This is a genomic window from Neobacillus sp. DZ-9, from assembly GCF_059587065.1.
In genome coordinates, this window is sequence record NZ_JCAIOL010000008.1 from 156660 (window position 1) to 173912 (window position 17253).

The 17253-nt window shown below is 41.2% G+C and carries 17 protein-coding genes and 1 pseudogene; 5 read left to right on the top strand and 13 right to left on the bottom strand.

All coding sequences use genetic code 11. The features are described 5' to 3' along the window. Positions 1–211 precede the first annotated feature (211 nt). Positions 212–343 carry a YuzL family protein gene (locus tag AC59HZ_RS21850; RefSeq protein ID WP_430065584.1) on the top strand — a complete coding sequence of 44 codons (132 nt, stop codon included), beginning with the start codon at positions 212–214 and terminating at the stop codon, positions 341–343. A gap of 68 nt (positions 344–411) precedes the next feature. Here the strand turns inward: AC59HZ_RS21850 and AC59HZ_RS21855 are convergent, their stop codons facing one another. From AC59HZ_RS21855 to AC59HZ_RS21875, 5 genes are all read right to left on the bottom strand, one after another. Next, positions 412–663 carry a DUF2573 family protein gene (locus AC59HZ_RS21855; protein WP_496547877.1) on the bottom strand — a complete coding sequence of 84 codons (252 nt, stop codon included), beginning with the start codon at positions 661–663 and terminating at the stop codon, positions 412–414. Beyond that, on the bottom strand, positions 623–1390 hold the full coding sequence (fhuF, locus tag AC59HZ_RS21860) for a siderophore-iron reductase FhuF (RefSeq protein WP_496547878.1): 768 nt from the start codon (positions 1388–1390) through the stop codon (positions 623–625). The genes AC59HZ_RS21855 and fhuF overlap by 41 nt, the downstream gene beginning before the upstream one ends. After that, positions 1383–2201 (bottom strand): ABC transporter ATP-binding protein, encoded by an 819-nt coding sequence (locus AC59HZ_RS21865; RefSeq protein WP_496547997.1) that lies wholly within the window; start codon positions 2199–2201, stop codon positions 1383–1385. The genes fhuF and AC59HZ_RS21865 overlap by 8 nt, the downstream gene beginning before the upstream one ends. Before the next feature lie 142 nt (positions 2202–2343). Continuing rightward, complete coding sequence (locus AC59HZ_RS21870) at positions 2344–3399, bottom strand: FecCD family ABC transporter permease (RefSeq protein WP_496547879.1); 1056 nt, start codon at positions 3397–3399, stop codon at positions 2344–2346. After that, positions 3396–4400 carry a FecCD family ABC transporter permease gene (locus AC59HZ_RS21875; RefSeq protein WP_496547880.1) on the bottom strand — a complete coding sequence of 335 codons (1005 nt, stop codon included), beginning with the start codon at positions 4398–4400 and terminating at the stop codon, positions 3396–3398. The genes AC59HZ_RS21870 and AC59HZ_RS21875 overlap by 4 nt, the downstream gene beginning before the upstream one ends. A gap of 218 nt (positions 4401–4618) precedes the next feature. Between AC59HZ_RS21875 and AC59HZ_RS21880 the strand changes: the two genes are divergently transcribed. Next, positions 4619–5569 (top strand): ABC transporter substrate-binding protein, encoded by a 951-nt coding sequence (locus tag AC59HZ_RS21880; protein WP_496547998.1) that lies wholly within the window; start codon positions 4619–4621, stop codon positions 5567–5569. 249 nt (positions 5570–5818) lie between these two features. Here the strand turns inward: AC59HZ_RS21880 and rodA are convergent, their stop codons facing one another. Beyond that, a complete protein-coding gene (gene rodA, locus AC59HZ_RS21885) occupies positions 5819–6994 on the bottom strand; it encodes a rod shape-determining protein RodA (protein WP_496547881.1) in 1176 nt (391 codons plus the stop codon). An 89-nt stretch (positions 6995–7083) separates the two neighbouring features. Next, on the bottom strand, positions 7084–7848 hold the full coding sequence (locus AC59HZ_RS21890; protein ID WP_496547882.1) for a DUF4931 domain-containing protein: 765 nt from the start codon (positions 7846–7848) through the stop codon (positions 7084–7086). 187 nt (positions 7849–8035) lie between these two features. On the opposite strand from AC59HZ_RS21890, the gene AC59HZ_RS21895 reads away from it, so the two are divergent. Then, positions 8036–8818, top strand: a complete 783-nt coding sequence (locus tag AC59HZ_RS21895) for an undecaprenyl-diphosphate phosphatase (protein ID WP_496547883.1) — start codon at positions 8036–8038, stop codon at positions 8816–8818. A 32-nt stretch (positions 8819–8850) separates the two neighbouring features. Here AC59HZ_RS21895 and AC59HZ_RS21900 read toward each other — a convergent pair whose 3' ends face one another. Next, positions 8851–9513 carry an FMN-dependent NADH-azoreductase gene (locus AC59HZ_RS21900; protein ID WP_496547884.1) on the bottom strand — a complete coding sequence of 221 codons (663 nt, stop codon included), beginning with the start codon at positions 9511–9513 and terminating at the stop codon, positions 8851–8853. A 353-nt stretch (positions 9514–9866) separates the two neighbouring features. Here AC59HZ_RS21900 and AC59HZ_RS21905 point away from each other — a divergent pair, with 353 nt between their 5' ends. Then, complete coding sequence (locus AC59HZ_RS21905) at positions 9867–10625, top strand: (S)-benzoin forming benzil reductase (protein ID WP_496547885.1); 759 nt, start codon at positions 9867–9869, stop codon at positions 10623–10625. A 19-nt stretch (positions 10626–10644) separates the two neighbouring features. Here the strand turns inward: AC59HZ_RS21905 and AC59HZ_RS21910 are convergent, their stop codons facing one another. Together AC59HZ_RS21910 and AC59HZ_RS21915 are read right to left on the bottom strand one after the other, a co-directional pair. Beyond that, on the bottom strand, positions 10645–12018 hold the full coding sequence (locus AC59HZ_RS21910) for a sensor histidine kinase (protein WP_496547886.1): 1374 nt from the start codon (positions 12016–12018) through the stop codon (positions 10645–10647). Further along, entirely contained in the window at positions 11996–12706 is a 711-nt protein-coding gene (locus AC59HZ_RS21915) for a response regulator transcription factor (RefSeq protein WP_496547887.1), read from the bottom strand. The genes AC59HZ_RS21910 and AC59HZ_RS21915 overlap by 23 nt, the downstream gene beginning before the upstream one ends. Before the next feature lie 347 nt (positions 12707–13053). Between AC59HZ_RS21915 and AC59HZ_RS21920 the strand changes: the two genes are divergently transcribed. Then, a complete protein-coding gene (locus tag AC59HZ_RS21920; RefSeq protein ID WP_496547888.1) occupies positions 13054–14415 on the top strand; it encodes a sensor histidine kinase in 1362 nt (453 codons plus the stop codon). 44 nt (positions 14416–14459) lie between these two features. Here the strand turns inward: AC59HZ_RS21920 and floT are convergent, their stop codons facing one another. From floT to AC59HZ_RS21935, 3 genes and pseudogenes are all read right to left on the bottom strand, one after another. Then, positions 14460–15980, bottom strand: coding sequence for a flotillin lipid rafts scaffold protein FloT (floT, locus tag AC59HZ_RS21925; RefSeq protein ID WP_496547889.1), 1521 nt, complete (start codon positions 15978–15980; stop codon positions 14460–14462). Between the two features lie 13 nt (positions 15981–15993). Continuing rightward, a complete protein-coding gene (locus AC59HZ_RS21930; protein ID WP_496547890.1) occupies positions 15994–16539 on the bottom strand; it encodes an NfeD family protein in 546 nt (181 codons plus the stop codon). Between the two features lie 498 nt (positions 16540–17037). Next, a pseudogene (locus AC59HZ_RS21935) lies at positions 17038–17253 on the bottom strand (ectoine/hydroxyectoine ABC transporter ATP-binding protein EhuA); the annotation flags it as partial.

Below are 17253 nucleotides of genomic sequence, written 5' to 3' on the forward strand. Positions count from 1 at the left end.
CCCCTTCAACATTTTGAATGAATACTCATTCATTTTTTTCTCAAAAAAATTTCACACTTGAATGAGTTCTGTTATTATTTAATATAAAAGATTTTGAAAATTTGTGCAATCCATAAACGTGGAAAATTTATTTTTTTTTGAAAAATAAATTTTTTCTTCACTTTTGATAAATTTTTCTTTGAGGGGAAATCTATTTTTGAGGTGATTTTCCATGGCAAAAATGAAGAAAAATCCTTCCAAAGCAGGTGTCAGTGCAGCCAGCGTAAAAGGCAATGGCGGACCAGGCAATGAGGATCCAGGCTTCAACAAAACCAATAGCCAGAATAACCAATATAAACGGTAATTAGAAAAACGAAAGCGCCTAGGCGCTGTAGCTAGACAAAAAACAGGCTGAACCTCTCAGCCTGTTTTTCATTTATTCGCAGAATTCCGGTGCTCTTCATTCATCTTTTTAATTTCATTAATAATTTGCTTCATTTCTTCTTTTGCTTCTGGGTACAATTCATTCCAGTGTTTAGCTAAAGCGGGCATCGATTTGGCGATGTGAGTGTACAGCGCCCAAGCCTTTACCTTTTCTTTCGTCTCTTCAGACGCTTCCCCTACTAATAATTCACTATATTTCTCAAGCAAGGCTTCGAATTGTTGAACAAATACTTTCTCCATCCTGACACCTTCCATCTTTGGTGATTTGCATACATGGACATGTTTTGCAGCGCTTGCCAGCTGCTAATTGATAAGAGAAACAACAGGTTTTCCTCATTCTTACATTATCGATCTTTTCGGCATAGTATTTTTGCAAAGGATTTCCTTTATAGCGTCCAAACAGGGCGCCTTCTGCTTCAAAAATTAAATAGCGGAAATCGCTTTCTACACTGCTATTTTCAATGTCCTTTAGCTCTGATTCGTAAAGCCAGAATATGTAAACAGCAATATTTTCCCACAAGATTAATTTAGAAATCCCAAAAGTTTTTTCTAATTTATCGATGATAGGGAAAATATTTTTGGCAAATAGCTCGTTTATAATTTCCTTTCGCCACTCCGCGCGGGCATTCCCATTCCAATCCTGTTCCTTTTCATCCATTAATAAAAAGGAAGGGAGCCAATCGTTTCCCTTTTCAGGTGACTCCATTTCTATATTACTCAATGAGACATTGACTTTTTTATTCCAGACTGACATTGCATAAAGGGAGAGGACGGCCACAAAGGCATATCTTTTAATAAAAATGGAGGCTGCTGCTTTTTCATTCGGTGCACCGATAGAATCTGCTAAGTTAGCAATGAATAACTTTAAATACTTTTCATCCAATAAATCAGCGACTTGAAATGAATGATTCAAATTAGCTGCCAGCCTATATTTTTGGAGCTTGGTCACAGTCAAAAGTTTAGCCATTGATCGCTACCGCCTTCTCTAGAATACATCTTCCCTTCCCATAAGGGATGCAAAGAGGTGTGCCGAATAATGGATCTGTCGTTACCTCACAATCCATATCAAAAACATTTTTTACAAGACTGCAATTGATGACATGCTCTGGTTTTCCTTGTGCGTAAACTTTTTGATCTTTAATTGCCACAATGTTATGGGCATAACGGCAGGCGAGGTTGAGGTCATGCAGGACCATAACAACGGACCGGTTTTTCATTTCGTTTAATTCAAAAAGCAAATCAAGAATTTCGATTTGATGGGTCATATCCAAGTAAGTCGTTGGCTCATCCAATAAAATAATATCGGTATCTTGAGCCAAAGTCATTGCAATCCAGGCGCGCTGCCTTTGACCTCCGGATAGAGAGTCTACAGGTCTTTCTTTCAAATGCTCTAATCGAGTAGCCTTCAAGGCGTCGTTTACTTTTTTCTCATCTTCTTCCGACCATTGCTTTAACCAGGATTGATGCGGATACCGTCCCTGCTTGACGAGCTGGAGGACCGTTAAGCCTTCAGGTGCTGTGGGTGACTGCGGCAAAATGGCCATTTTTTTCGCAATGTCTTTTGTGGAAAGCTTGGCAATCGCCTTCCCTTCCAGCAAAACTGCCCCTGACTTTGGCTTCAGCAGCCGGGCGATTGAACGAAGCAGCGTTGATTTCCCGCAGCCGTTTGCTCCGATAAAAACGGTTATTTCACCCTTTGGAATTTGCAGATTCAGCTCATTAATAATCAGCGTCTCCCCATAAGAAAGTGATAATTCTTTCGTTTCAATCGCATTCATCATCTCTGACAGCTCCTTTATTTGTCTAGCTTCAGGCGCCATCGGCTCGGGTCATAAACCAATCCGTCAAGAAGATTAAAATACAACCTTCATGCCGGCTCGTCTTATGCCTGTCACCGATAGGCAGGCGCCTTCCGCTTTTCTAGGCATTTCTAGTTTTAAATAGTAAGTAGATAAAATAAGGTGCACCTATTCCGGCCGTGAAAACTCCAGCCGGTACTTCTAATGGTGAAAACATTGTCCGTCCGATTAAATCCGCAATCATAACCAGGATCCCTCCGAGAAGGGCTGAGGCTGGAAGCAGCGCCCCAAAGGAGGAACCAACTAATCTTCGTGCCATATGGGGTGCCATCAGTCCGACAAAACCAATGCCGCCAGCAAAGGCAACCGAACTTCCAATTAAGGCAGTGCTAATCATCAGAAGTAAAAATCGCTGTTTTTGGACCTTGCCGCCCAAACCAGTTGCCACCTCATCGCCCAGTTCTTGGATATTGATCGTTCTTGCGGCTGCAAAGGCTATGATCAGGAAGACTACAGACCAAGGTACAAGTGTGGCAACATTTTTCCAATTAGATCCGTAAACCGTTCCTGTAATCCAAATGTTTGCCTGGCTTGCCTGATAAATCGGCCCCATTACCATCGTTAAGGTCGTTAACGCTTGTGTTAACGTTGAGATTCCAATTCCAATCAATACTAGTCTGATCGGGGAAACCCCATTTTTCCAAGCTAGCAAATAAACCAAGAAGGCAACAACGCCTGCTCCAATAAAGGCAGCTAAAGGCAGCCAGGCAATGCTGACGGTAAGGGAATGATTTTTATCGCTAAAGAGTGCGAGGAAACTTACTACAGCAAATGCTGCCCCGCCTGTAATCCCGAGCACATCAGGGGAGGCGAGCGGATTGCGGATCATCCCTTGTAAAATGCCTCCGGCTACCGCTAACGAGATGCCTACCATTAGCGCAATAATAATCCTTGGCAGGCGAAAGGATTGTATGACGAGCGTTTCCATTTCTGGTCCTGCACCGAATAAAACCTTTACAACGGTAAGCGGGCTAATCTTCATTTCCCCAGCGCCGGTGCTGATGATAAAAACAGCAGCGGTAATGATGAGAAGTATAAGAAAAATGATGGCTGCTTTTCGATCCAGTAAAAAAGACATTCGATTATTAAAAAGGCGGAAGTTTTTATATTTACTCATCGTGCATTGAACCCCCTTCTCGCGATGTAAATGAAGAATGGAGTTCCGATAATGGCCGTCATGACCCCGACAGGAACCTCGGACGGCATTAAAATATATCGTGCAGCAATATCTGCTGCTAGCAATAGAATCGCGCCCAAAATTCCGGCAAATGGAATCACCCAGCGATGATCAATGCCGATAATTGATCTGGTAATATGCGGAACCACAATCCCGACAAAGCCAATCGGCCCTGCCACAGCAACGGATCCGCCCGCTAATAAAATAACCAAGATACCAATTGCTATTTTTACAAAACCGGTATTTAAACCGAGTCCCTTCGCAACATCTTCCCCCATGGCGAGGATATTCATTTTTCCAGCAATCAATATCGAGCCCAGCCAACCAATTCCAATGTAAGGCAGCACGGAAGCCAGTGTTTCCAATTTTCGCCCTGAGACTGAGCCTGCCAGCCAAAACAGCACCTGATCAAGCATGGCTTCATCCAGAACTAAAATACCTTGTGTAAAGGAGGAGAACATTGCTGATATCGCTGCCCCTGCCAGTGTCAGTTTCATCGGTGTTAATCCTTCCCGGCCAAAGGAACCTATCGAATAAACGCTAATGGCCGCTATGGCAGCCCCCAAAAAAGCAAGACCGCTGAAAGCTGTCAGACTATTAACAGAAAATAAGGTCATAGCTACAACAACAGAAAAGCCGGCTCCGGCATTAATGCCAAATATTCCAGGCGATGCCAAGGGATTTTTCGTTAATGTTTGCATGAGGACGCCTGCAATCGCAAGGCTTGCCCCGACGGTGGATGCGATTAATGCACGTGGAAGTCTTACCGTTTGAATAATAATGTGTTCATTGGACCCATTGTTATGGGTAAAGGCATCAACCGCTGTCTGCCAGCTTGTATCGGCATAGCCATATACGATGCTCGCACAGATGAAAGCAAGCATCAGCAAGATGACGAGCAATAATCCTATCCATTTTGAAAAAGTACTTTTTAACAACATTTCGGGTAAACCTTTCTATTAGGTTATTAATTTTAGTTTATCTCTAATTGATAATGATTGTCAATTAAAATGAGAACGATTTTCAATAAAATTGTTGACAGGCGAAGAGGTCACAATTTATGATAAGAGTGTCATTGAAAATGATTATCATTAACAACTAGCTAAGGGGGCTACATATTTTGAAGGCAATTAAAACAATACTTACCCTTTTTTCCGTTATGGCTATTTTCTTATTAGCCGCATGCGGCAGCTCAACTGAGAAAACTGCCGGGGAAAAAGCAAAACCGAAGAAAACAGAAGAAAAATCATATACGATTGAGCACGCAATGGGTTCGACAACTATTAAAGGCACTCCAAAGAGAGTCGTTGTTCTCACAAACGAAGGTACAGAGGCAGTGCTATCTTTAGGAGTTAAGCCAGTTGGAGCTGTTCAATCTTTTCTTGGAAATCCATGGTACGACCATATTAAAAAGGATATGGACGGTGTTGAGGTAGTTGGGGTTGAAGGTGAAGTAAACGTCGAGAAAATTGCGTCATTAAAACCTGATTTAATTATCGGTAACAAGCTTCGTCAAGAAAAAATTTACCAACAACTAAGCGCTATTGCCCCTACCGTTTTTTCTGAAACGCTTAGAGGCGATTGGCAAGAAAACTTTAAATTATATGCAAAAGCTTTAAACCTTGAAGAAAAAGGAAATAAGGTTTTAAGTGATTTTGATAAACACGTTTCAGATGTTAAAGGAAAACTTGGCGATAAAGTAAATGAACAGGTTTCCATTGTTCGTTTTATGGCAGGTAAATCTCGTATTTATTACACTGATTCATTCTCTGGTGTTATTTTTGATAAATTAGGCTTTAAACGTGCACCACAGCAAGAAACGTTGTTTACTCCAGAAAATAAGCTAGGTAAACTTGCTGTAGAGGTAGGAAAAGAAGTGATTCCTAAAATGGATGCGGATCAGCTTTTCTACTTCACCTATGCGCCTAACGGTGATCAAAAAGCCTTGGATACTGCCAAGGAATGGACAAACGATCCGCTTTGGAAAAATTTAAACGCTGTTAAAAACGGAAATGTCCACGAGGTAAGTGATGCGATTTGGAACACTGCCGGCGGCGTGCTTGCAGCAAACCTTATGCTGGATGATATTGAAAAGATTATGACTAAGTAAGAAAATTTAGTTAGTAAAAAACCTTCCCATATGAAAAGAGCGAGGCTTGCCATGGCCTTGCTCTTTTTTTGTTATGTTTTTCCGCAGAATAGAACTGGAATTCCGCAGGACTTAGTATTTATTCCGCTAACTTCTGAATTAATTCCGCGAAACTTTGCTTCTTTTCCGCGAAAACTGCAATTAATTCCGCCAAACCCATTTGCAGCAACAAAAAAAGGGCGAACACTGTCGCCCTTTTTAAAAACAATATTATGCCGTTGTCGAAAACATATATTTTTTATAATGGTATCGTATTGAGAAAATTAAGCCGAGCCCGAGCATGTTCCCCATTAAGGCACTGCCGCCGTAGCTGATGAACGGAAGCGGGATACCGGTGATTGGCAGTACACCAATCGTCATGCCGATATTTTGGAAAACGTGGAAGGTAATCATGCTGATGACACCGACACAAATATACGTATAAAAATTATTCTTTGTTTCCATGCCAACCTTCGTAATATGGTAAATCAAAAGGAAAAACAAACTAATTAACACACTCGCTCCGATAAAGCCAAATTCCTCCCCTACAACACTGAAGATAAAGTCGGTATGACTTTCCGGCAGGTAAACTTCTCGATTGCCGTAGCCTTTCCCGCCTGTTTGGCCTGAGCCAATGGCGAGCAGAGACTTTGTCAGCTGATAACCAGCGGAACTTTGAAAATTGTAAGGATCGAGCCAGGAATAAATCCTGCCAAATTGGTACTGCTTTACGCCAAGATATTTCTCCAAAATGTCCGGTTTCCAGACAACAAAATACAAAATCGTTGAAGCTAGGACGGTACCAGATGAAAAAATCGGTACAAGCAGCTTCCAGGAGATGCCTGAGATAAAAATCATTCCTACTAATATCGCAATAAACACAAGCGATGTTCCTAAGTCCGGCTGTTGCATCACTAACATCAATGGCACCATTGTCACAATGCCAAGCTTTATTAATAACCAAAAATCAGTTTGAATCGTCTTGTTCCCCTGATTTTTTTGATGGTGATCATCGATGACCCGTGAAAGTGCTAAGATAATAAATATTTTAACAAACTCCGAAGGCTGCAAAGAACCCATGGCCGGAACGATAAACCAGCTCTTCGCTCCATTAATCATCGGAGCAATGCTTGGTGGTGCGACAATTAAAAAACCCAGAAGAAATAGTCCAAAACCATAGGCATACCAGGTCAGCTTTCGCAGCTGGTCGGAATCCAGCGTCATCACCGCAGCGATGATCCCGCCGCCAACGGCGTACCATACCATTTGCTTAATTAAAAAATTCTCTTTGTATTGTCCGCTCGCTTGGGCGCTATAAATGGAAATACAGCTTGCCAAAAACAATAATAAAAGAATAAAAACAAGATTATAATCAAGTTTTGAAGTTGTGTTTTTATTGGAAGTCACGAGTAAGTCTCCACCTTAATATGAACTTGTACATTCCTCCATTATATTTTTTTCAAGCTTAAATCACAACTTCTAACCATTGAATGGATTTATTTACAAAAATAAATTCGTTTCAACTCTTCAGCCATCCACTCTAAATTATTCGGCACCTGCGGCAGGCCATATCCAATATACAATGGCGTCGTAACAAAACGCGGAACCACCTTGGCGTAAATTTTTCCATCAAGATGATGAAAAAACACATTATAGCTGTTGGCCTTAAAGGGAAAATGGTTGAGAATATAATGAACCGCGATTTGCAAATACTCCGAAAATCTTTCCTGGTAACACGAATCCGCCATTTCGATATTAAATTCATAAAAACCGACGCGGGGTTTCGTGGACAGAATCAGCTTTGCCCCTTCCCCTTCATCAATCATAATTCCTTGAAACATCTCATGATTAGCTTTTTCTTTATAATCCAGATCATGGAGCCCAATGATTTGCATATGGGGATGAGCGATCGTGCCGCCGGATAAAGGACCATGATTTTTGAAAAAAATAACCGAACGATATTCTCTGGTTTCCTCCATCTCTAACCAATGCTTGATGCCGAACTTAATCAATCTATGTAAATGCTCTTTGGAGTAGGTTGATAATTCAGCATGGCAATCGTCTGTTTCAATTAACACCGTTTGATAGGCATTTTCTAGAACGGGATATTTATTTTTCAATAGAATGATTGGGCCGTCCACTGCAATCAGGCCGGTCAGCTGGTCCCTGTCACAAAAAGGGCAGGCCTGCGCTTTGTTGCGGATACTTTCAGGCTTTTTGACACCGATTGAAGTATTAAAATGCAGATGTTTGTTTTCCAAACGTGTATCTCCTCTCGGAAGGGCTTTACTCCTATTTTATGGGATAAGACAAACAAATTGCACATATTTTGTTTGAGTTTTTAATTGACCACATTGGAAAATAAATCCTAAAACAGAAGAGAATTTCAATAACTAGTCGGACATATCTTTTAATAGTACAAGTTATTTTTAGAATGTGAGGGAATGTATGTTAACGAAATTAGAAGCGCTGATACTTGGGATTATCCAGGGGTTAACAGAATTTTTGCCGATCAGTAGTACAGGACATCTCTATTTAGGAAGAAATTTATTTGGCTTGCAGGAAGCAGGTCTTTTACTCGATACGATGCTTCATGTCGGCACTTTGCTTGCTGTCTTTGTTTTTTATAAGGATGAATTTATTAAAATCATCAAAAAACCGTTCAGCAAATTAACGTTTTTGCTAATTGTCGGAACGATTCCTGCCGTTATCTTTGGACTTGCTTTTAAGGATTTTATTGATGAAATATCGAAAACAGGTGTGACGATTGGCTGGGAATTTTTGATTACTGGTATTTTCCTATGGTTCGCTGATTCTGTAAAAAATGGACATAAAAAAATGGACGACATCAGCTATAAGGATGCATTGATCATTGGAACTTTTCAGGCAGTTGCGATTATGCCGGCGATATCTCGCTCGGGGATGACGATCGTTGCAGCCCTGTGGCGAAAATTGGACCGAGAAACTGCCGCCTATTTCTCCTTCTTATTATCAACACCAGCCATCGCAGGAGCCATTGTCTTGCAAACGAAGGATCTGCTTGGCGGTGCAGGGGAAGAAATCTCATTATCTGCCCTGCTTGTTGGGATTATCTCTTCTGCTCTCTTCGGCTATGTTGCGGTTAGATGGATGATTGGCTACTTGAAGAAGCATTCCTTAAAGCCATTTGCTATCTATGTTTGGGTTTTGGGATTAATGGTTCTATTTTTCCAATTCACAGGTAAGTTCTAATAAAAAAATGCGACTCTCAGAGCCGCATTTTTTTATTGTTTAACGGGCAGCTCAGCCATTTCTCTGGCGGCTTCTGCTGCTTGTTCTTTAGCTTTTGACATAATTTCAGGTACTTTTTTTGGAAAATGATCCACCCCTTCTGCAATGACCGTATCCAAGCTCTCGAAGCCTAGGAATTCGAATACCTTTCTTAAGTAACGATCGCCCATTTCAAATTCCACCATCGGTCCAGTAGAGTAAATGCCTCCGCGCGTTTGAATATGGATGGCCTTTCTGCCTGTGAGAAGCCCTTTTGCCCCGTGTTCTGTGTAGGTGAAAGTTTTTCCAGCAATAAATAAACAATCCATAAACGCCTTGACAATCGCTGGTGCTCCGAAGTTCCAAATCGGAGTCACAAACACATAATAATCCGCCTCAATAAATCTGTCGGCCAGCGCATGCATTTTTTCAATTTTCGTGCGTTCCGCTTCCGATAGCTGTTCTTTTGTATAGCCCATAAAGGATAATTTCGCCCGTGCATATAACAAGTCCATATCAATAACAGGGATGTCCATATCATATAAATGCCAGCGCTCAATTTCCACATCAGGCTGTGCCTTTTTAAATTCTTCTAAAAATACTTCCCCAATTTGCATTCCTTTAGAAAGTTTTATATCAATTTTCGGATTTGCCGTAATATATAAAAGCTTTGCCATTCACTGCCATCCTCCAACCACAATTTTAATTTCTACTACTATATTACAACAAACTTCATTGCTCACAATTGAACAATGAGTGAAGTTTGTGAAAATTATATGAAACTCTTCTAACTTATTGAACAAGTCAAGACAAAAGGTGTGTTGCAACTACTTTGGTTGACCTCCCCCCTGTTGATTGGAGCGGAAATCAACAGGCCAGTTAGCAGAGGCAACCAATTCATAAAAAATTGCCGAAAAAAATTACCTTTCTCGACAATCTGAGCAGTTCCATTTGGGACTGCTCTTTTTATTTGCTTTAAAAAAGTGGGGAGAATAGAATATGTTATGAATTACATAAAGGGGGAGTTTTTTTGAAATATGCGATCATTACGGGAGCATCAAAGGGATTAGGAGAGGCTATTGCCAAACGGCTGATACAGGAACAAATTGCGGTTGTTTCTGTTTCGCGCTCTGAAAATAAGGAAATTAAAAAGCTGGCATTAGAAAAAGGTCTTTTCTATCAGCATTATTCTTGTAACCTTGCATTAGAGGAAGAAGTCCAAGAAGTATTTATGGAAATTGCTCATTGTATTTTTCAAAAGAATCCAGCAGAAATCATTGTTTTTAACAATGCAGGTGTAATTGAGCCCATCCATACGGTCGGCCACCTCGATCAAACGTCCGTCATTCGGAACATTCAAATCAACTTGATTGCCCCCATTCTGATTACGAATTTGTTTTTAAGTAAAGCGCAGCTTACGGAAACGCTAGTCCAAATCATCAATGTAACTTCTGGTGCCGCAGTCAGATCGATTGAAGGCTGGAGTGTGTATTGCAGTTCCAAAGCAGGGCTGAATATGTTCACGCAAACGGCAGCCCTCGAACAATCGGAATTAAATTCGAATCATAAAATTATCGCCTTTAGCCCTGGAGTGATGGATACGAACATGCAGGGAACCATTCGTTCATCTACTAAGGATGCATTTAAGGACCTTGACCAATTTAAAGAATATAAGGAAAAGAAGCTGTTATTAAAACCCGATATCGTAGCAAATGCTTTAATTGAATCCCTACTTAGCGAGAATCTCGAAAGCGGAAAAGTATATCATATCAAGGATTTATTAAAATAGGCCCTGCAGATGCAGCGGCCTATTTTTCTTGCGGAAACCAAAGTGTTATGCTCGTTCCTTTATTCAGCTTGCTTTTTACTTTTATGACTCCTTTATGGGCATCCATTAAAGCTTTAACAATGGATAAACCAATTCCTACTCCGCCTGTTTTCCGGTCACGCGATTTATCGCCGCGATAAAAGCGCTCGAAAATATGAGGGATATCGTCATCGGCCATACCTGAACCCTCATCTTGTATTTTAAAACCAACAAAGCCTTCCATCTCGGTTTCGACGGAGATGATGACATTTTTTCTTTCCGGCGTATATTTCAAGGCATTGTTGAGGACGTTTGAAAGAATTTGCATCAAGCGGTCCTTGTCCGCTTCGAACAATTCCTCTTGGCCGTGTTCTTCAATATGAAGCTGGACTCCCTTTTCTTTAAACAAGGGCATAAACATTTCCCATAACGCTGCCAGCACACTGCCAGCATCTAATTCGATTTTATCAAGCCTGATTTGCGGATTTTCAGCTGCGAGCAATTTTTCTAATTCATTCACAAGTCTTACTAAGCGCATCAGTTCTTCATGACTGGTCGCAAGGCGCTCACGTGTTGGCTCCCAGATTCCGTCCTGAAAAGCCTCAATTTGACTTCTTAAGGTGGCGAGCGGTGTACGCAATTCATGAGCAAGATCACCTGTAAACTGCTTCCGAAGCATTTCTTCCTTGGCCAAAGACTCAGCCAAATTATTGAACGATATGGCGATTTGCTTTACCTCTGCGGGTAAACCTGATAGGGGAATGCGAATGTTCAAGTTATGCTGCTGCAATTCCCCCGCTGCAAATGAAAGCTTATTTAAGCCTGAGGTTAATTTTTTTGAAAATAGCATGCTGAAGATAATCGCGAGAATGATTGTTAAACAGACGGCTGCCAGAATGTATAATTGAATCGTTTGGATAAAGGTATATTCATCGTCAATAAGGCCTTCCGGGTAGATGGCAACCAGCTTGCCAATAATGGCATTGTCGACTTTCAGGGTATAGGTTTTGGAGTGCCACTCCTCTCCGTCCGGCGTCGGTTCGGTTAAACCTAAGCTATTCAGCATGCCGTGAATGTTCGAAGAATCCATTTGCAACTGCCCATAGCGATCATACAATTGAAAATAAAGCTGATCGGTCATCGCGTGCTCGTGTAAGAGTCCAAAGACCGGATCGCTTGTAAAATGGCCATTTTTGCGAAAATCCTTCTCAATTTCCGTGATAATTCTATCAATCTTTTTTTCGCGGTTTCGGTCTAAATAGCTGTGAAAGCTTTCTTCAAAACCATATTGGATAAAAAAGCTGACGATTAAAATCCCGATCATCGAGATGAGTACAAGGTAAAAAAGAATTTTAGACCGGAGTGTTTGCAACATCGAGCACCCCTCCAAATTTGTAGCCCATGCCAAAGACCGTTACGATAAAATCCGGCTGCCTTGAATCCAGTTCAATTTTTTTACGAAGATTTTTTATATGAGTGTCGACGCTGCGCTCGTAGCCTTCATAATACATGCCTTCATCCTGGATTTTTTCTAATAAGTCCATTCTGCTGTATACTCGTCCCGGGTTTACCGCCAAATTGGTTAGCAGTTTATATTCAATCGGAGTAAGAGTTACATATTGTCCATTTACGGTTACTTCTTTTTTATCTAGGTCGATCGCTATTTTTTTCCCATTGAATTCAAGACGCTCTACTTTTTCTGTCTTTTTCGCACGTCTTAAAATCGCTTGAACACGAACGACGACTTCCCTTGGGCTGAATGGTTTTGTTAAATAGTCGTCTGCCCCCATTACAATCCCGTTAATGCGGTCATCCTCCGCCGATTTGGCGGTCAGCATGAGAATCGGTACATCGGAATCTTTTCTGACGAGACGGCATACCTCTTCACCGGAAATGTCAGGAAGCATTAAATCTAGTATGATTAAATCAGGTCTGATAGTTTTGACTTTTTTTAAGGCATCGATGCCATTATCGGCACTATGTATTTCATAGCCTTCTCTTTCTAGGTAAGCTTCGAGAACTTCTATGATTCTACGTTCATCGTCTACTAATAATATTCTCATTATTATCACTCCCCATATCTTAACTATATCATCATAGGTCTGTGATTTTTCTAACTTCACAAATTCACCACAAGTTCTTCATAACATCTTCAATTTTTCACTTTAAGATGTAAGTGTAATGAAGGAAGAGGAGATTCATTGAGGACCCCCAGTTTTTAATGATCGCCTCTTTGATGCAGTAATTTGTTGAAAAACTCTTACTCATCCCAAATTTAACCTCTCTTTTTATACCAGGGTGTCCCGGCTGCGGGATGCCCCATTTTTTTGATTTTAAGAAAATGGTTACAATTTGAGGACTTCTCATGACTAAACATGTAGTATTCTTAGGTCATGAGGAGTTGTTTTCCATGAATAAAATTTCTTTTAAAATAGGATTGCTTTTCTTTGTCGCTATTTTTCTATTAGAATGTATTTCGATGTTTTTCTTACACGATAATATCATTCATTCCCGGGTTCATGATGAGTTGTCGGCTCTTCAAACTCGGGGCAATAATCATCGCGAAATTCTCGAGGCTTCCTTCCAAGAAGAAACAATCAGGCATATTGCGATGATGGAGGCGCGGACTGATACCCAGGTAATCCTTACAACACCGGATGATGGCATTTATATGTCGTCAAATAAAGTGACGGATGAAATGAAGAAAATCTTAAAGGGAACGCCAAAAAGTGTGCCTCATAATGGTTTAATCTTAGAAGATGACTGGAGGCACGCAACCTATATTGCCTCTATTAGCCCAGTAGTAATAGATAATAAGGTTAAGGGTTATGTATATATGTTCCAAAGTACGCAAAAAATCAGGGATTTAATTTCTGGGTTAAACAGGCACTTTTTGCTTGCAGGCTTGCTTTCCCTTCTATTTATGTTGATTATCATTGTCTTTTTGACAAGGGCAGTTACGCATCCACTTATTAAGATGAGTGATGCGACGAAGCGGATCAGTAATGGGGATTTTTCCGTTTCCCTTCCGAAGCTAGGGAAGGACGAAATTGGGGAGCTCGGTGAATCGATAAAGGTTCTGGCCAGTGACTTAGAAATATTAAAAAATGAACGAAATGAGTTTTTGGCCAGTATCTCACATGAGCTCAGGACACCATTGACGTATATCAAAGGCTATGCAGAAATTGCCCGCCGTGATGATACAACTGCTTTGGACCGGGACAATTATTTAGGGATTATATTTGAAGAGGCTGTTAAGCTTTCGAAGCTCGTGAAGGATTTATTTCATCTAGCAAAAATGGATGAAAATTCTTTTTCGATCGAAAAAGAAGAGGTGCATTTACTCCCTTATTTTCAGAGTATTATTGAAAAGGTATCACCAGCGTTAAAAGAGAACCATAAGGAGCTTCTACTTTCATGCCCGTCTGAACTCTATAGAGAACTGGATCCAATTCGATTTGAACAGGTAATTGTTAATCTGTTGGACAATGCCCGGAAATATTCGGAGCCACATACGAAAATTACTGTGAAGGTTAATCAGGAGGATGACAAGCTTCACATTACCTTGTCAGATGAGGGAAAAGGGATTCCTGAAAAGGATTTAGCTCGCATTTTTGAACGGTTTTACCGGGTGGATAAATCACGTACCCGCGCTCTAGGGGGATCTGGCCTGGGGCTTTCGATTGTGAAACAGTTGGTGGAGGCTCATGGAGGGACGATTGAAGTTTTTAGCAATTTGAATGTGGGAACGACATTTAAAATTATCCTTTAAATAATAATGCCCACGTGCTCTGAAATCACGTGGGCATTTCATTTTTATGCGTCTTTTTTCTTGATTTCGTCAGTCAGTTCATCGATGCTTTTCCGAACATTTCCTTTACCGGAGTAGTTTTCAATCAGTTCTTTTACATCAATACCGCTTGATGCCTTTAGTGACTCTTGCAGACTTGCCATCAGGTTGGTCGCATAGCTGGTGATTTTGTTGGCGCCACCGTCCGCACCGGAACCGCCCCCAGTGTCCACAACAGTAATTTTATCAATATTGGATAATGGGCTTGCCACTTGTTTCGCGTATTCAGGCAGCATTTTGATGACCATGTCGAGGATCGCTGCTTGACCAAATTGCTCAAAGGCTTCAGCGATTTTTTCCTTCGCTTCTGCTTCGGCCAAACCTTTTAGGCGGATAATCTCTGCTTCGGTTGAACCCTGTGCCTTTTGAGCCTCAGCTTTCGCCAAACCATCCAGACGAATTCGCTCAGCTTCCGCTTTTGCCATCGCTTCAATACGATATTTATTTGCTTCTGCTTCAGCGATTTCTCTGGCTTTGTTTGCGGCCGCAGATTGCTCAACGGAATAGCGGTCAGCATCAGCCTTTTTCTTAACTTCGGAATCGTACTGGCGCTCGCGGCGCAGAATTTCCTTTTCTTCCAATTCAATTTGCTTTTGTCTCTCGATGATCTTGATTTGCATTTCCTGTTCGGTAACATCCTGCTTCGATCTTGCACTTTCAAGGTCGTACGCCTGGTCAGCGCGGGCCTTAGCAATATCCTGCTCGCGGCGGAATTCCGCAATTTTCAGCTGATTGATTTTTTCAGCTTCAGCAATTTCCGTTGCCCGCTCCAATTCATTTCGCTTCGCTTCTTTCGCCGCTTCCGCTTTTTTAATGCGCGTTTCTTTTTCTGCTTCTGCGGTGGCGATATCGGCATCCCGCTTCACCTGGGCAATCCGCGGCTTACCGAGCGACTCCAGGTAGCCATTTTTGTCACGAACGTCCTTGATCGTAAAGGAGACAATGATCAGGCCCATTTTTGCCAGGTCCTGAGAGGCAACACGTTGGACCTCCTGGGAAAATTTATCGCGATTTTTATAAATTTCTTCCACTGTCATGGAGCCGAGAATCGAACGAAGATGGCCCTCTAAAACTTCCCGAGCTTCATTTTCACGGTCTTCCTTCGGCTTGCCGAGAAACTGCTCAGCAGCTGTCGCAATCTCACTGATCGAACCGCCAATTTTTATGATGGCAACTCCGTCAGCCATGACGGGTACCCCCTGCTCGGTATATACCTCAGGAGTGGTAACTTCTAGTTTACTAGATAACAAACTTAGCGGCTTTGCCTGTTGGAAAACTGGTAAAATAAAGCTTCCTCCGCCCCGGATGATTTTTACTTTATTGCCTGATTCGTCCACGTGGACATTCCCGTTTCCAAGAAAGCTTCCTGTAACAATCAGTGCCTCATCTGGCCCTGCAGTTCGGTACTTTGTAATAAAGACACCGATTAATGCTAAGAAAATAAGGACAACAATTCCTATAATAATCCATACAAATCCGAAATCCATATTGAATAACCCCCTATATAAAGCTTTCTAATTGGTGATGAACAGTTACTTCCAGTACGCCATTTTTGACCTGAACAACGAGTACCTGTGTTCCATTTGGAATGGAGTCGCCATCAAAGCTTGATGCTGGCTTTGCAATTCTTCCACTTGTGCTGTCAATCATCACCTCACCGAATCCATCTGAAGGAATCGTGGTGATAACTGTTCCAATTCTGCCGCGAAGATCTGATTCTTTGTACACTAATGATTCCTCTGCAGATGATAACGGAACAAGCACAAACACATTTAATAAGGTAACGGCAATTAAAGCGAAGACTGCAGAAATCCCTAAGCTAAGCAGGTAATGTATTGACGAAAGCCTTTCCAATAAGTAACCGCTTGCAGAAAGAATGGTTACGAAGGCAAAAATCAAGACTGGGTTGAAAAAATGCAGTCCCCCGTCACCTGCTCCATGAAAATGAAATACATCGGCAAACAAAACATATAAAACCGTTAAGACACCAGAAATGATTAACCCATATAAATAAACCATTTCTAAAGGAATGCCAAAAAGTTCCATGCGCACCAATCCTTATCGTTCATTTTTAAAATTCATCGCACTCCAAACCACTCCTCATCCATCAGCATCAATCCCTTCTTATGTATACACCTTTAATACGGATAGGAAATGGAAAAGTTTCACATTTCACAAAAAATTTCTCGTTTTTTATCAATTTCTATACCGATTCAGATTCTCCTGCACTAATAATGAGGATATTCTATGAACGAACTGCAAAATGATTTGGACTTTGGACATTTTTTTATGTGGTTTGGACAATTTTTGGGGACTATTGGACATTTTTTTAACGGTATTGGACAATTTTATGGGGACTTTGGACATTTTTAAAGAGGATTTGGACAATTATACATTTTTTTGGAAAAACAGACTGTGTCAAAGGCTATTGTTAACACTGTTGATTGGAGCGGAAAGCCAAGCGCCTAGAGCGCAAATCAACAGCCAAGTTTATAAAGAAGTCTAAAAAATAAAAAAGTGCCATGGCACCCACGCCACAACACCTTATTGGATCATATTCAGGAACTTCCTTGTTCGTTCTTCTTTTGGATTTGTAAAAATCTCTTCTGGCTTGTTTCGTTCGACAATGACGCCACCGTCCATAAAAATGACCTCATCGGCCACATCACGGGCAAAACGCATTTCATGAGTGACAACGACCATCGTCATGCCCTCACCAGCAAGATCTTTCATAACCTTCAAAACCTCTCCTACCAGCTC

Bases quoted from the DNA above. Each gene is read 5' to 3' on its own strand.
- AC59HZ_RS21895 (WP_496547883.1), top strand. From the start codon at position 8,036: ATGTTAACGAAATTAGAAGCGCTGATACTTGGGATTATCCAGGGGTTA.
- AC59HZ_RS21870 (WP_496547879.1), bottom strand. From the start codon at position 3,399: ATGAGTAAATATAAAAACTTCCGCCTTTTTAATAATCGAATGTCTTTT.
- AC59HZ_RS21875 (WP_496547880.1), bottom strand. From the start codon at position 4,400: ATGTTGTTAAAAAGTACTTTTTCAAAATGGATAGGATTATTGCTCGTC.
- AC59HZ_RS21915 (WP_496547887.1), bottom strand. From the start codon at position 12,706: ATGAGAATATTATTAGTAGACGATGAACGTAGAATCATAGAAGTTCTC.
- AC59HZ_RS21930 (WP_496547890.1), bottom strand. From the start codon at position 16,539: ATGGAACTTTTTGGCATTCCTTTAGAAATGGTTTATTTATATGGGTTA.
- AC59HZ_RS21855 (WP_496547877.1), bottom strand. From the start codon at position 663: ATGGAGAAAGTATTTGTTCAACAATTCGAAGCCTTGCTTGAGAAATAT.
- AC59HZ_RS21880 (WP_496547998.1), top strand. From the start codon at position 4,619: ATGGCTATTTTCTTATTAGCCGCATGCGGCAGCTCAACTGAGAAAACT.
- fhuF (WP_496547878.1), bottom strand. From the start codon at position 1,390: ATGGCTAAACTTTTGACTGTGACCAAGCTCCAAAAATATAGGCTGGCA.
- AC59HZ_RS21920 (WP_496547888.1), top strand. From the start codon at position 13,054: ATGAATAAAATTTCTTTTAAAATAGGATTGCTTTTCTTTGTCGCTATT.
- AC59HZ_RS21910 (WP_496547886.1), bottom strand. From the start codon at position 12,018: ATGTTGCAAACACTCCGGTCTAAAATTCTTTTTTACCTTGTACTCATC.
- floT (WP_496547889.1), bottom strand. From the start codon at position 15,980: ATGGATTTCGGATTTGTATGGATTATTATAGGAATTGTTGTCCTTATT.
- AC59HZ_RS21850 (WP_430065584.1), top strand. From the start codon at position 212: ATGGCAAAAATGAAGAAAAATCCTTCCAAAGCAGGTGTCAGTGCAGCC.
- AC59HZ_RS21865 (WP_496547997.1), bottom strand. From the start codon at position 2,201: ATGAATGCGATTGAAACGAAAGAATTATCACTTTCTTATGGGGAGACG.
- AC59HZ_RS21900 (WP_496547884.1), bottom strand. From the start codon at position 9,513: ATGGCAAAGCTTTTATATATTACGGCAAATCCGAAAATTGATATAAAA.